14 protein-coding genes and 1 tRNA gene are annotated in these 15,023 nt (G+C 43.1%); 2 read left to right on the top strand and 13 right to left on the bottom strand.

All coding sequences use genetic code 11. From position 1 onward, the window contains the following. Window positions 1-79: 79 nt before the first annotated feature. From gap to GB992_RS05950, 11 genes are all read right to left on the bottom strand, one after another. Complete coding sequence (gene gap, locus GB992_RS06000; protein WP_161001649.1) at window positions 80-1,096, bottom strand: type I glyceraldehyde-3-phosphate dehydrogenase; 1,017 nt, start codon at window positions 1,094-1,096, stop codon at window positions 80-82. Window positions 1,097-1,289: 193 nt separating this feature from the next. After that, the gene (locus tag GB992_RS05995) at window positions 1,290-1,790 is read right to left on the bottom strand and encodes a phosphatidylglycerophosphatase A (protein ID WP_161001648.1); all 501 of its coding nucleotides are present in this window, start codon (window positions 1,788-1,790) and stop codon (window positions 1,290-1,292) included. A gap of 191 nt (window positions 1,791-1,981) precedes the next feature. Then, window positions 1,982-2,974: a substrate-binding domain-containing protein gene (locus tag GB992_RS05990; protein ID WP_161001647.1), complete on the bottom strand. Its 993-nt coding sequence runs from the start codon at window positions 2,972-2,974 to the stop codon at window positions 1,982-1,984. Between the two features lie 30 nt (window positions 2,975-3,004). Next, window positions 3,005-4,471 (bottom strand): UDP-glucose--hexose-1-phosphate uridylyltransferase, encoded by a 1,467-nt coding sequence (locus GB992_RS05985; RefSeq protein WP_161001646.1) that lies wholly within the window; start codon window positions 4,469-4,471, stop codon window positions 3,005-3,007. A gap of 16 nt (window positions 4,472-4,487) precedes the next feature. Beyond that, window positions 4,488-5,657, bottom strand: coding sequence for a galactokinase (locus GB992_RS05980; RefSeq protein WP_161001645.1), 1,170 nt, complete (start codon window positions 5,655-5,657; stop codon window positions 4,488-4,490). A gap of 44 nt (window positions 5,658-5,701) precedes the next feature. After that, complete coding sequence (locus GB992_RS05975; RefSeq protein WP_161001644.1) at window positions 5,702-7,135, bottom strand: glycoside-pentoside-hexuronide (GPH):cation symporter; 1,434 nt, start codon at window positions 7,133-7,135, stop codon at window positions 5,702-5,704. Between the two features lie 50 nt (window positions 7,136-7,185). Further along, window positions 7,186-7,431 carry a hypothetical protein gene (locus tag GB992_RS05970; RefSeq protein ID WP_017262211.1) on the bottom strand — a complete coding sequence of 82 codons (246 nt, stop codon included), beginning with the start codon at window positions 7,429-7,431 and terminating at the stop codon, window positions 7,186-7,188. 254 nt (window positions 7,432-7,685) lie between these two features. Then, entirely contained in the window at window positions 7,686-8,729 is a 1,044-nt protein-coding gene (locus GB992_RS05965; protein ID WP_161001643.1) for an aldose epimerase family protein, read from the bottom strand. Window positions 8,730-9,041: 312 nt separating this feature from the next. Further along, the gene (gene nrdG / locus GB992_RS05960) at window positions 9,042-9,623 is read right to left on the bottom strand and encodes an anaerobic ribonucleoside-triphosphate reductase activating protein (RefSeq protein ID WP_161001642.1); all 582 of its coding nucleotides are present in this window, start codon (window positions 9,621-9,623) and stop codon (window positions 9,042-9,044) included. Then, window positions 9,568-11,778, bottom strand: coding sequence for an anaerobic ribonucleoside-triphosphate reductase (nrdD, locus tag GB992_RS05955; RefSeq protein ID WP_161001641.1), 2,211 nt, complete (start codon window positions 11,776-11,778; stop codon window positions 9,568-9,570). The genes nrdG and nrdD overlap by 56 nt, the downstream gene beginning before the upstream one ends. Before the next feature lie 236 nt (window positions 11,779-12,014). Continuing rightward, window positions 12,015-12,833, bottom strand: coding sequence for an aldo/keto reductase (locus GB992_RS05950; protein ID WP_161001640.1), 819 nt, complete (start codon window positions 12,831-12,833; stop codon window positions 12,015-12,017). A gap of 163 nt (window positions 12,834-12,996) precedes the next feature. Here GB992_RS05950 and GB992_RS05945 point away from each other — a divergent pair, with 163 nt between their 5' ends. Further along, window positions 12,997-13,317: a DUF898 family protein gene (locus tag GB992_RS05945; RefSeq protein WP_161001639.1), complete on the top strand. Its 321-nt coding sequence runs from the start codon at window positions 12,997-12,999 to the stop codon at window positions 13,315-13,317. A gap of 5 nt (window positions 13,318-13,322) precedes the next feature. Here the strand turns inward: GB992_RS05945 and GB992_RS05940 are convergent, their stop codons facing one another. Beyond that, window positions 13,323-13,649 carry a YrdB family protein gene (locus tag GB992_RS05940; protein WP_161001638.1) on the bottom strand — a complete coding sequence of 109 codons (327 nt, stop codon included), beginning with the start codon at window positions 13,647-13,649 and terminating at the stop codon, window positions 13,323-13,325. Further along, a complete protein-coding gene (locus tag GB992_RS05935) occupies window positions 13,642-14,046 on the bottom strand; it encodes a MerR family transcriptional regulator (protein ID WP_161001637.1) in 405 nt (134 codons plus the stop codon). Before GB992_RS05935 ends, GB992_RS05940 begins: the two co-directional genes overlap by 8 nt. A gap of 346 nt (window positions 14,047-14,392) precedes the next feature. Between GB992_RS05935 and GB992_RS05930 the strand changes: the two genes are divergently transcribed. Continuing rightward, a tRNA-Arg gene (locus GB992_RS05930) sits at window positions 14,393-14,464 on the top strand. The last annotated feature ends 559 nt before the right edge of the window (window positions 14,465-15,023 follow it).

Raw genomic sequence — 15,023 nt, 5'->3', positions numbered from 1 at the left:
AATCATTCAAAGAAAAAGGCGGGCGGAGTCTTCCTCCTCCCGCCTTTGCCACATTTAATCAAAAACGTAATGATTTAAATTAAGCTTCCAAAGTGGCGAACTTCAACAACGTACGGATCATGTTGCAAGTGAAGCCCCATTCGTTGTCGTACCAAGCAACAGTCTTAACTAATTGACTGTCACCGGCAGTTGTAACTTCCGTTTGAGTTGGGTCAAATACGGAACCATGTGAATCGTCGATGATATCGCTTGAAACGATTTCGTCGTCGTTGTAACCAAAGGCTTCGTTACCTTCAGTGTGCTTCTTGATAGCTGCGTTAACTTCGTCAGCAGTAACCTTCTTGTCCAGAACAGTTACTAATTCAGTTAATGAACCGTCAACAACAGCAACACGTTGTGCGTGTCCTTGTAACTTGCCGTTCAATTCTGGGATAACCAAACCAAGGGCCTTAGCAGCACCAGTTGAGTGAGGAATCGTGTTAACAGAAGCAGTACGGTTGTTACGAGGCTTTGAACCACGAGGGCCATCAAGGATTGATTGAGTTGATGTGAAGGCGTGAACCGTCGTCATCGTACCAACCTTGATACCGAATTCTTCGTTCATGAAGTAAGCCAGTGGTGCAAGACAGTTAGTCGTGCATGAACCAGCGGAAACGATCTTGTCGTCGTTGCTCAAAACGTCCAAGTTAACGCCAGGAACAACAGTTGTGATCTTACCAGCAGGTGCTGAGATCAGAACACGCTTTGCGCCGGCATCCAAGTGGGCTTGTGACTTTTCTGCTGAAGTGTAGAAACCAGTACATTCAAGCACGTAGTCAACACCGTCGTTCTTAACCCAAGGAATGTTCTTTGCATCGCGTTCTGCGTATACAGGGATTTCCTTACCGTCAACGACAATGCCCTTGTCCGTTGAACTAACTTCACCAGGGAACTTGCCATGAGTGGAGTCATACTTGAGTAAGTAAGCCAACATTGAAGGTGTAGTCAAATCATTGATTGCAACAACTTCGATGTCGTTAGTGTTCAATTCGTGGATCCGCTTTAAAGCTAAACGACCGATACGGCCAAATCCGTTGATACCAATTTTAACAGTCATTGGTGAACTTCCTCCCTTAAGGAAAATATATGTTTAACACAGATGTAATTATATGACAATCGACCAAATCCTGCAAACGTTAGGATCGTTTTCACAAGTGCTTTCATTCGCTTACATTTGATTGTTTCATAAGCGTGACGCGACTTAGCAGAAGATTCTTCCGTTTGCTAAAAGTTCAAATTCTTACCAAACTCTAAGCGTATTTGTGTGCCATTTTGGCAGCCACCGCTGCCGCAATCGCGCCAATGATATCGTCAATAAAGGTATTGACCTGGTCGGTTTTTTCTTCATCTAGCCGTTTGATCACGCCTTCTTTAACCTTATCCACATAGCCGTAATTGGTCACACCGATCGTGCCATAGATATTTGCGATGTTGAGCGCCAGTCCCTCATCGACACCAAACACGCCGGCATCATTTCTGATAATCGATTCCAACGGTTCCTTCAGTTGATTCTCAGTTGCCAGTCGATCCAACTCAAGCGCCACCATCACGTTGTTCATCACTTCGCGTTTGTGGAGTACATCCTCAGTTTCCGTTTCAAACTCGCTGAGCGGAACATCTGGTAAATAGTCGCGTTGCATGTCCTGCGTAATCGCAGCAATTTCTTTGTAAGTAATATTCTTTGCTGCTAACTGGGCAGTTACCAGCTTATAAGCAGCCTGATCCGGGTATTTAAATGATGCGTTATTCATATTTTAAGTTTCATTCCTTCCATAAATCTAAGTGTGCTAACCGGTCAGCTTAGTACAATGACGATCCTCTACACACCTATTCTAGCGTACACACTTTAGGCAAAAAAAGCATGTTTGACGGGTCAAGACTCATTGCATTATTGCAAAAAAACAGGGCGACCACATAATCGGCCCCCTGCTTTTAGTCCTGTTCAAAATTTCGTACTTTCACGTTGAACCAGCCGCGTACCCAAAACGATCTTCTTTGCTATCGGATGATCGGCCTTAGTAATCTCCTGGGCTAACTGGACCGCCGCCTCACCCATGTGATTAGTCGCGACGTGCACCGCAGTTAATCCTGGAATTGCGTAACTAGCAATCGATGTGTCATCAAACGTAACTAGTTGAACACGATCAGGCACGCTGATGTTAGCTTCGTTCAACGCCTTCAATGCCCCAACTGCCATGGCATCATTCGTAATGATAAACCCGTCTGGCAACCGGTCCTGTAAGTCACCAATCAATGCTTTCATTTGTTGATAACCCGATTGACGCGAATAATCGCCTTGTGTAACGAACGCTTCATTGTAGTCCTGTCCCATTGCCATCTGAAACGGCGCTTTTCGTGGATCTTCAATGACTCGCTGACGGTCTGTGGTCATCTCTGTACCGCAAATCATCCCAATATGGCGGACACCGCCGTCAGTTAAGTGATGAACCGCATCATTTATCGCATATTGAAAATCCGTAACGACCGAATCATAACCTAATCCCATCGCATCGAAATCCACAAATACAATCCGATCCGTAATGCCCGTTAATTTTAGGATTTCCGCCTGAGAATACTTACCCAACGCAATGATCACGGACGTATCCTCGTGAATCTGATCCAAGGAACCAGCAAAGACCGTTTGAACGCGAAAACCTGCTGTCATTGCCGCATGCTCAATACTAATGCGAATTGACATATAGTACAGGTCTTCCATTTCCTGCATTTGGGAATACCATTCAACCACTGTGACTTGTTTGACCACGTTAGTTTGATGATTCCGTTTGCGTTTGGAATAATTCAGCGCCTCGGCAGCCTCGAAAATCCGTTGCCGCGTTTCTTTGCTGACCGCCATCGTCGCATCATAGTTAAGCACACGAGAAACAGTCGCAAGTGAAACATTTGCTCGTGTTGCAATATCTTTCAACGTTGCCACTGTCTCTCACCTTCCCACACATTCAAGATATTATTCAATCGCTTTAATAAACCGAGCTTGTGCCTCACGACCAGCAGCATCCCACTTGAACACACCAGCGTCCTCTAAAACGCGACCAAAGACTTTACCAATCGCATCGTCGACTACTTGTTCGACATTATCATTCGTAACCGTATTGTTTTCCTTGAGTTCCTCTGCCCAAGTGCGGTGATATTCCGCCATGGCGTTTGGCTGATCCAACAAGAATTTTTGAACTTCTTGCATTTCAGTCTTCAAACGAGCAGGCAAAATCGCACGTCCCATGACTTCGATTAAGCCAATGTTTTCTTTCTTAATGTGTTGAACATCCTTGTGAGGATGGAAAATGCCGTCCGGATAAGCGGCGGAAGTTTGGTTGTCCCGCAACACGATATCGAGAACAAATTGGTCACCATCGCGATAAGCAATTGGCGTAACTGTATGATGTCGGGTCTCACCATCATATGCTTTTACAGAAACTGCTGGATCGTCATAATGATTCCAAACTTCACGAATGTGTTCAGCAGCATCTGCAACGTTCTGCTGGTTAGTGCCAGTCAAACGAATTGTCGACATCGCCCATTTCACAACACCACATTTAACGTCTGGATAATCAGCTAATTTAAACGTTGAAGCAATTGGCGCCTTCATCATTGGGAAGTTGTGCCGACCGCCCTGATAATGTTCATGGCTCAGCATAGAGCCACCCACGATCGGTAAATCAGCATTGCTACCAACGAAATACTGTGGAAATTGCGTAATAATCTCAAACAAATTAGTAAATGTTTGCCGATTAATTTTCATTGGGACATGTTGTTGGTCGAGGAAAATCGCATGTTCGCCAAAGTATGCGTATGGCGAATATTGGAAGCCCCATGGACGACCGCCCACCGTTAGTCGAATCACACGGTGATTACTTCGTGCGGGATATCCAAGACGACCTAGGTAACCTTCATTTTCCAAACACAATTGACAAAGTGGATACCCACTCGCTGCTGTGTGGGCGGCTGCCGCAATCGCTTTGGGATCTTTTTCCGGTTTAGACAGGTTAATCGTGATTTCCAAGTCGCCAAACGTTGTCGCTGAATTGAAGACAATGTTTTTTGCAATTGCCTTTGTTTTAATGTAGTTATTGGCTTTACTCAAGCCGTAAAAATACTTTGTTGCTGCTTCAGGGCTAGTCTGATAATCTTCCCAGAAACGTTCGTTGACCTGGCTTGGACGTGGCGTCGTCAAGTCCATCAGCTGCGCATCCAATAGTTCGCGCGCTGTTTGATTATCCTCGATTTTACCGTTTTCCACGGCCGCATTAACCAGTGCCTCACTGATAGCTTCAACACCATCGCCCTCTAGGGCAACAGCCATTTCATCACCAATTAAGGCAAAAATCCGATTCCTCAAATAAACCCGGTCTAGCGGTTCTGCCGCACCATTCTGAACAGCTAAGCTAATTAAATTCTCTACTGCATCTTCTACCATAATGTCACTCCTACGTTTATGCCGTAACTTCGTGAGTCCCATCGGCAATTTCAGCCACGTAAAAGTCTGCTGCATAACCAAAGCGCTTCAGGTACGTGTCGCCAACAACTTGCTTAACATGATCAACTTGGTCGCGTTTAACGATTGCAATTGCACAACCACCGAAGCCACCACCGATGATCCGAGCACCAAGAACACCGTCTTGTGCCCAAGCAGTATCAACTAGCGTGTCGAGTTCTGGGACACTCACCTCATAATCATACTGCAATGAGATGTGTGATGCGCTAACAAGGTGACCAAACGTCTTTAAATCATGATCATCCAATGCTTGTTTGGCATCAATTGTCCGCTGGTTTTCAAACACAGCGTGGCGTGCCCGACGAATCAAGGTAGCATCGTTAATTAAGTAGGTTGCTCGGTCAAACTGTTCTTTGGTCAAGTCACCCAACGTTTTCACATCAACACCCTGCTGAATACGGCGTAATGCTTCTTCACACTGTGAGCGACGTTCATTGTACTTCGAACTAGCCAAGTCATGAGACTTGTTACTGTTCATGATTAAGACAACGTTATCGCCTAAATCAACCGGATAATATTCATATTTCATGGTGTTAACATCCAAGAACATGGCTTGATCTTTTTTACCCATGCCAATCGCGAATTGATCCATGATACCGGAATTCAAGCCAATATAGTCATTTTCAACTTGTTGACCGGCATAGACTAAGTCCATCTGTTCAACATCGAGGTTGTAAAGTTTCTTGGCAATCACACCAACCAATAATTCCAAAGATGCCGAGGATGACAAACCGGAGCCATCAGGCAAGTTACCATGAACGTATAAATCGAAGCCATGGTCAAACTTAGCACCTTTCTTGGCTAGTTCATAAAGCATCCCCTTTGGGTAGTTACCCCAACCAAAGTCCTTGTTGAAGGATAAGTCGTTTACATCAAAAGTAAGCACGCCATCCTTAGGTAAGTTGCCTGAGTACAAACGAACCGTGGTATCTGTCCGTGGTGAAGCAGCGCCGTATGTGCCTAATGTAATCGCACACGGAAATACGTGACCACCATTGTAATCAGTGTGTTCACCAATCAGGTTGATTCGACCAGGTGAGAAGAAAACAGACTGTGGTGCGACATCAAAAGCATCTTGATATTCTTGTTTAATACTTGCTGCATCCATAATGTATAAACCACCTTTTAACATTTTTTATTGCTGCATTTTAATTACTTAATCTTGGCGATATCTTCTGAATCCGCACCCAGCTTCTTTTCCAATTCCTTAACAACTTCAGCATGTTTAGCTTCAGTCAAGGTAACTTTTGTTAAGTAAACAACAGCGGCAATGACAAGCATCACCATTGGTGCGTAGAAAATGTAAGTCTTGAAGTTCAACATCTGTGAGGCAGAAATGTCACTCGGCTTTGCGTTACCAATCATCCCTGCATGAACCGCTGCAATACCGACAATCCCGTTTGCAAACGCACCAGCGACTTTATCAATCAGTGGGCGAACGGCTAATGTAACTGATTCATTACGTGTTCCCAAATGTAACTGGCCATATTCAACACAATCAGTAATGGTCATCAATGCGGCCAAGAAAATCATTGGGTATGGGAAGAAAATAAATGAGATAGCTAACAAGACCATGAACAGGTTCGTTCCAGCAAAGTTGAAAATGATGTAACCAACCAACATCAAACAAATACCGCCGACATAAATAGCCTTCCGTTTGATTAAGGTTTCTAAGAATGGGAATAAAATAACTGAAATAATTCCGAGAACCGCAGTCACGGCACCAACAAGTGAGAACTCACCTGACTTGCCCATAACGTACTTAAAGTAATACAAGAACAGTGAGTTGGTGATAACGTAACCGAAAGCCAACATAAAGTATGAAAGTGATAACCACATCAATTGGTCATTTTTAAATAGAACTCTGAAAATACCGACAATCCCGACTTTTTCAGTGTTTTCACGAATAATGTTGTCTTCTTCTTTGGTCCCCAAAGCAGTGGCTAAAGCACCGAGAAAGGAAACAGCACCGATCAAAATAGCAAATCCAACCCAACCAATTTGTGTTTGTTGGCCCTTGGCGCCACCAAACCAACCAGATACAAGGGTAACTGTTGGCATAATGACAAGTGCGACACCTTGTGCACCCAAAGTTGAACCGAAACGAGCAATCGTCCCAAAACGAGCACGTTTTCCAGAATCAACGGTCAAAGCAGGTAACATTGACCAGAAAGAAATATCCTTAAATGAATAAAATACATCCAAAACAACAAACGCAATACCAAACAAGATAAGGTAGAGCGTAGGCTTGTTAACAGTTAATCCACCAAAATCCGTAAAAATCAGAATTAACATGATGGAACTGATTGTGGCCCCAATCATCAACCAAGGTTTGAATTTGCCCCATCGGGTTCTGGTATTATCGACTGCACCACCGATAAGTGGATCGAAAACAATTTCGACAAGTCGAATTGCAACCATCGTTATCGTAACAGCACTGATCATCTTGGCATCGTTTGCATGATTACCTGAACTAAATAATTGACTAGTAACGAAAATAACAAAATAAGTGCTAAGTGTTGCATAGAATGCGTCGTGACCAAACGCCCCAAGCGCATAGGATAAATATTGTTTGACTTGATTCATTTTCAAGTTCTCCTTTTTCCATTCGACTAATTTAACGTTCGTTTGTCGAATTAGTTATAGCGACGCTCAATGACTTTTTCGAGAATGGCATTACGTTGCTTTTCTTTTGCCATATCGAATGATGTTTCTTCCAAACCGTTAAAATCTTGCACGAGTAAAACGGATTCAAGGTACAACGTCAATTGACGTTTGATGTACAACTTGTTTTCCTCGCCCTCGCGTTGAGCATTGCCACCCAGCACTGCACGTGCAAACTTATCAGGGTCAATTTTGATTTTCTGATTCTTATCAGCCATCTTGCTAACCTCCAAATAAAATAGTTATGTAAGCGATTTCAAAGTCGATAATAACAGTTTTACTAAAAGTTTCAACAATGTGATTTTATATACAAACGCTATGCAACCGGTTGTTTTGCCTGTCTAATCAGTTTCGCAGCTTTTAACTATTTTTACTAAAACTTTTTAGTCTCTTTTTTCAACTGACAAACAAAACGTCCGCTTGATATCAGCTACTGCTGAACATCAAACGGACGTTATTTAACCTAATTTAACTATTTCATTTCCCGATATTGATAACTGATGCTATACGTTTGTGGTGCGTTTGCTGGCAACACAACATCGCCAAAACCATCGTGATGAATGGCATCTGGTAGCCACTGTGCTTCCATGGCCAAGGCCGTATAAGGATGACTGGCCTGATAAGCCTCATCCTTATCATAAGCTAATGGGTCAGCAGTAAAAATCACCAAGCCATTTCGGCTAGAATACAGGTCCACAGCGCGGCCACTAACCGGGTCACTAACCGTTGCAATCGGCGTATGTTCATCCCCATTGACACGATAGGCGTCGTCGAATTCTTTGCCACCGTTTTCTTCTTTCAGCTGAGCCAAATGATCTGTCACAGTCCCCGTCTTACTGAAATCATAGGCTGTACCAGTAGCATCACTGAGTTCACCAGTAGGAACTTTTTCGGTGTTCAACAAAACGCGCTGCTTGCCATTAATGTGCAACTGTTGCGTGGTCAGTGCTTCGTTATCCGTCACATTAAAGTATGTGTGTAACGTAGGATTAAATAGTGTCTTAGCTGTTGCCGTACCCGTGATTGACCACGTTGCCCGGTTGGCATTCGTCAAACTATAGGTCACAAGAACATCCATGTCACCAGGGAAATTATCTTCACTACCCTGAACGCTAATCCCTAATGTAACGGAAACAGTATCGCTCGTCTCTTGATGGCCAACAACCCGCCAAACACGGTCAGAAAAGCCATGTAGACCACCGTGTAACGTGTTTTTGTTTTCGTTTTGGTCACTGTGATAAGTGGTCCCATCAATGTCGTAAGTCGCTTGGCCGATCCGACCAGCTACCCGACCAACTGTCTTACAAACATAAAACGGTGTGGCTTCGTAATCTTTGAGTTGGTCGTAGCTGATCAACAAATTCTTACGATTGTTACCATCAGGCACGTCAAATCCCTGCCACGTTGCCCCTAACGTTAATACACGCAATGATACTTGATTATCATTACTTAAAATTAATTGGTCGACTGATCGACCGTCACTTAATTTACCAAACGGTTGCTGACTAAAATTCATAAAGGATGCCTCCACAATTTTTACTAAACTTTACTAGAGCCATTATAGGTTTTGATGGAAGCGGTTTCAAGAGCATTTAATTAACTCCTTCTACCGACTGGCCTCTTAGACAGAAAAACATTTCAAAAACTAGCCATTTTAACATCTAGCTTTTGAAATGTTTTACGGAACATTCGTTTTCGCAGAACTCAAACGTTGAAGTGAAATACGTAGAACAAAAAATGAAGAACCGTAGCGATAAACCGATCCCAAGACGAGTATGCATACTTGCCCACCACAGCCGGCAATCAACATGCACATAACCATCAGCAATTAACGAACGAGTTTGTCCCAAATAACAACCTGTTCTTGAGCTAACGACTTAGGCACATCAATAATTCGTTGGTTTGAACTCCCACGAAATTGCAGTGTTAAGTCCTTTTTTGACTCAAGGAACCGACCATCAACCAAAATATCAATCAACGACAATAACTCAAGCTTGTCATCAGAATCCTTCAGCAACTCGTCCCACTTGTAACCGGTCCATGACCAAATATCCTTATCGTGGCCAAACTCCCGACGAATTCGTTTGCACAGCTGAATACAAACATGCGTGTTGAGAAATGGTTCGCCACCCAATAGGGTCAGGCCTTGGACATAATCCTGACTCAAATCCGTGATAATTTGGTCCTCTAGATCTTGTGTATATGGATGCCCATAATGAAAATTCTGTGCGGCCACATTGTAGCAACCCGGACAATGAAATAAGCAGCCGCTCACGTATAGGCTGCAACGCACCCCTTCCCCGTCAACAAAATTAAACGGTTTATAGTCCGCTACATAATCCAAACTGTGCTCACTAGCGAGCCATTCTTTGGGTGTCGGATTGTTTGGTCCTTTCGTACGCTGCTGCATGTTTAATCATCTCCGAAGTCATGTTTTTCTTCCGTGACGTAATTTCAATGTGACGACCGTGAACCATTGGACGTTGCTGTGGGTTGCCCAAATAACCACACGTCCGTTTGACCACGTCGCAATATTGCGGATCGTGATTCCCACATTGTGGACACTCAAAGCCCTTAGCTGTCGCCTTGAATTCACCCTTAAAGCCACATTTGAAGCACTGGTCAATAGACGTATTTGTGCCTAGATAGCCGACGTGATCATAGGCCCAGTCCCAAACGGCTTCGAGAGCTTTAGGATTCTGCTTCAAGTTCGGGTACTCACAGTAATGAATGAACCCACCTGACGCATATTTTGGAAAGACTTCTTCAAACGTCAATTTTTCAAACGGTGATGGGTGTTTACGAACATCATAGTGAAAACTATTCGTGTAATACTCTTTGTCTGTCACGTCAGCCACCCGACCAAATTTCTCAATGTCATCTTTGGCAAACGTGTCAGTCAGCGATTCAGCCGGAGTGGAATACAGACTATAGTGATACCCGCTTGCCTTTGCCCATTGATTACATTTTTCGCGCAGTGCGGCGACAATCTTTTCAGCGAAATCGTGCGCTTCAGGATTATGTTCCCATTTAGGTCCATAGAAGGTCGTGCACACTTCATAGAGACCAATGTAACCGAGCGAAATTGTCGCCCGTTCATTCTTGAACAACTCATCAACGTCGTCGTCCGCTTTAAGTCGTTTGCCAAACGCGCCATACATATAGAGTAACGGTGCATTTTCCGGTTTAGCTTCTTTCGTCCGCTCAATTCGGTAAGCCAGCGCCGTATGACAAACGGCCATGCGTTCTTCAAAAATATCCCAAAACAGCTTCTTGTCGCCGTGTGCAGACAACGCAATCCGCGGCAAGTTGACGGTCACCACACCTAAGTTCATGCGGCCAGAGTTAACCTCCACGCCATTTTCGTCTTTCCATCCTTGGAGAAAAGAACGACACCCCATTGGCGTCTTAAAACTGCCAGTGAGCGCTTTGATTTTGTCATACATCAAGAGATCTGGATACATTCGTTTGGTCGAACACTCAATTGCTAATTGCTTAATATCATAATTAGGATCTTGTGGATTCAAGTTGAGGCCGCGTTTAACAGTAAAAATCAGTTTCGGAAAAATTGCGGTCCGGTGTTCTTTACCTAAGCCCTTAATACGAATCTGTAAAATGGCCCGTTGAATTTCACGCTCAATCCAGCTGGTTCCCAATCCAAAGTTCACCGTTGTAAATGGCGTCTGCCCTTGTGATGAGTACAACGTGTTAATTTCGTACTCCAAGGCCTGCATGGCATCGTAAATATCTTTTTGCGTCTTCTGACGTGCGTAATCCTCACGTTTGTCTTCGGCGACCCACTGTTCAGCATCCGCCATGTGCTTGTCATAATTCAGTTGTGCGTATGGCGCCAGTAGCTGATCAACTCGGTTTGCCGAACACCCACCATATTGAAGTGACGCAACGTTGGCAATGATTTGTGACATTTGAGCGGTCGCTGTTTGAATGGAATGTGGCGATGAAACCCACGCGTTACCAATTTTAAAGCCATGCGCCAGCATTTCGTCGAAGTCGATTAGGCAGCAGTTTGTCTCGGGTGTAACTGGTGAATAATCAAGATCATGCCAGTGAATGTCACCACGCAAATGAGCCTTAGCCACGATATCTGGTAGCATTTTTAAACCAATGGCTCGACTCGCCGCACCAGCCTCAAGGTCACGCTGCGTGTTAAAAACATGACTGTCTTTATTCGCGTTTTCATGAACCACGTCCGCGTCCCGACTAAACAACTTTTGAATACGAGCCTCAACACTGGTCGCTGCTGCAAATTGATCCTGGTCATGCTTAAAATAGGCCTCATAAGCATCAGCAGCCTCCACTTGATCATGTTTCAATAAGCTATTATGTAAAACGCGGTGAATTTCTGCTGTTGGAATAGTCTCTAAATCGTGCAGTGCATTCACAAGGTCATGTTCAATTTCGTTAATTAAATCTTCGTCATTGATCAATTTGTGGAGGACAAACACAATCTTATAGGGGTAAAATTGAGTCATTGACCCGCCGCGTTTTTGAACTGGCAACAATTTTAATATTGCCAAGGGATTCGTAATTTGAACATTCTCCATTCGCTCACAACCTTTTATTGATGATAGTATTTATAATACTGGTTGCGAGCGTTAAATCAATATGTAGTATGTGGATATCCTGTGGATAACTATATATGGTGTGCAATTAAATGATTCAAAGACAAAATTGCCTAGATAACGAAATGACAACCTGTTGTGTAGCACAACAGGTTGTCATTTTTTCGCTTTATCGTTCGTTTATTGCTTTTGTGTTACAAAATTTCACCACAACTCGCTTAAAATTCTTCGTAAACCGTGGGATCCTGATTGAACGTCCGTCCATCAGGCTTAGTGAGTTGATTTATTGCAGTGATGTCTGCCTGGTCTAAATCAATTGCATCCAAATTCAAGTTTGCTCGTTGCCGATCAAAATGTGCTGCCTTAGGTAATGGCACGACATTTAACGACTGTTCCCAGCGCAAAATCACTTGACCAACGCCACACTGATGTTTATTAGCAATTTGTTGCAACACCGGATCTTTCAACATCGCCGAGGCCCGTCCCAGTGGACTCCATGCTTCGGTGATGATGCCATTTACGTAGTCATACCGACGTTGCGCTTCTTGATTAAAGTACGGATGAAGTTCGATCTGATTGACCACCGGCTGAATGCCCGTTTCATTTCGCAAACGATCAATATATTCGCCGGTGAAGTTTGAAACACCAATGTACTTCACATACCCACGGCGTTGCGCTTCTATCAAAGACGTCCAAGCTTCCACGTACAAATCTTGTTTAGGATTGGGCCAGTGTAATAGAAACAAATCGAAGTAATCTAAGCCACTTCGATATAAAGATTCCTGAACGGCACTAATCGCGTCGTCATGATGGTAGTCGTGACCGGGTAACTTTGAACTCACAATCAACTGGTCACGGTCGACATCGCTGGCCTTGATGGCGGCACCCACCGCCCCTTCATTTTCATAGCTAATAGCCGTATCGATTAAGCGGTATCCTGTATTAATGGCTTGTTTAATCGTGTTCATACCAGTTTCACCCGTCAGTTGATACGTACCGAAACCGACTTTAGGTAATTCAAATTTTGTTTGACCCATCTGCGCACCTCTCCTTAGTTTTCACATTCAAACAAGATTATCATAAACCGGATTGCCTACGACCTGTCAAGTCGGCTGAATCTAGCGAAACTCATTGCTAACACAATCCGGAATTAGTAGAATCAAGTTATTAAACTATTATTATGAACACGAGGTTTCTACTATGGAAATGAAATATGGCCGCAATTCTTTCTTTGATGGTGGTTTACTCGCTTACATCGGTTGGTCAATTTTAGGCTTTCTTGTCACCTTTTTCACTTTAGGCATTTGTTATCCGTGGTCGATTACGATGCTCTACGGCTGGCGAATCAACCATACGGTCATTGATGGCCACCGAATGCAATTTACTGGTTCTGCCGTTGGTTTATTTGGCAACTGGATTAAGTGGCTGTTGCTGTCAATCATTACGCTAGGCATTTATAGCTTCTGGGTTCGCATCAAACTAAATGACTGGAAAGCCAAAAATACGCGTTTCATCAACTAAGTCGACTATGCGTTTAACGCATGGTCCAAAACTGTATTAATCGCAATCATGATCAAGTATACAATTGCCAATTTTGAACTAAATTTTTGAGCGACCAAAATACCTGTGCCACCAAATAAAACACATTCGGCGATTATTCGACGACTTTCTGTCAAACGTTTGGGAGAGGCTGGCGCCATAAACCGCGTCCAAAAAATGACGGCAACAATTGGAATTAAAATACCAATTATCAATTTACTCGCTAAATTGCCTCTGAAGCCGCTCCAAACAATCAATAACAGGGTGGCCTGTTCGAATACAAAACGAACACCATCGTTTGCCAATTTAAGCATTTCCCTCGCCTGCCTTTTTCAAGGTTGTTTGAAGCGTAGTTAAGGGTTCGCCATTCATCACCTGTGACTGCAAAGTGTTGGTGATTTTTGCCAACCGCGTAAACAATTCGGCCTTTTCTTTAAAAGATTGTTTTTGTCCGGCAATAAATGAAAGTGTGTCATCGTAGCATGCCGTTGTCACCGGCGTTTTGAAAAGGACCATTATTTGTTTAATCGTCTTAACGTCAACGTCGGCTTTACGAAGATTAATAATCATTTTGACGACATCTAAATCAGTCTGAGCATAGTCACGATACCCATTTCCACGTCGGAGCGGTTGAAACAGTTCGGCCCGGTCATAATATCTTAGCGTTTCAACAGTGCATCCTGCTAACCTAGCAAATTGAGCAATATTCATCTGCTTTCCCTTTCGATTCATCAGTACTAACATTGCGCTCAATATAACATTGGTGTACAGACAAGGGTCAAGCAATTTACGGCAACATTTTTTAGATATTTAACAACAGAAAGCGTTAAAAACATAATTATGAAATTTGATAGTCTTTTCAATGAGCTTACTGACATCAATGCACACTGTCGTTTATAGTGCAGACAAACTGACAAATAGTTGGTCATTCATAAGCAGAGCTAACTTCCCTTTCAACCGGGAACCAACCAATTCCATTGAAAATCGGTTAAATAGACTTGTGTTTCCGAACCGTTTTCGCTAATATAGTAAAGTACCTGTTTGGTATAAACGGTTTGCGCTTGTAGTGTAATGGATCGCACGTAAGATTCCGGTTCTTGAGATGAGGGTTCGATTCCCCCCAAGCGCATTTTAAAATTACTTGAATACTGTTAGAGGTGCTAAAAGTAGTGCCGTGCGCCTTTGTTTCATCGTTTTAATATGTCAAACGATTTAATTTCATCAAAACTCTTAACACATTACTTAATACTTTTGAGAGGCCCGTTGAATAGACCGCTACCCGTTGATCACGGATAGCGGTCTTATTTTGTTTTCGAGTATTTAATCACCTTGATAGTTTCTCCTGCTATCCTCAAAAAGCATCTGGAACAGCAAATGCTTAAGACACTCTATCATCACTTTTAAACATCAAACCATTTCGATTCCTAATAACGGTAGCCAAGGTTGTGTCATTATGTCTAGCAGAGTGACTACGCAAATTCTATAAAAGTATCTCTAGCATCAAAAAAATACTGGTCGTTCCCTGCTATCAGTATTTGCTTTGATGATTCACGCATTTCAAAGTTTCGGTAAGGAATCGTTTTATTACTCTTGAATTTACACTTTAAGTGCAACACTAATTAAATAAAGAATGGCCCATGGCCAAATTTCTGTAAAATGATGTTTGCGAAAACAATCATGAAAGGAAT

Origin of the sequence: Furfurilactobacillus milii (genome assembly GCF_009863985.1) — a bacterium.
Classification (GTDB): Bacteria; Bacillota; Bacilli; order Lactobacillales; family Lactobacillaceae; genus Furfurilactobacillus; species Furfurilactobacillus milii_A.
The sequence above is the reverse complement of the archived record's forward strand: the minus strand, read 5'-3'. Positions and strand labels throughout refer to the sequence as shown.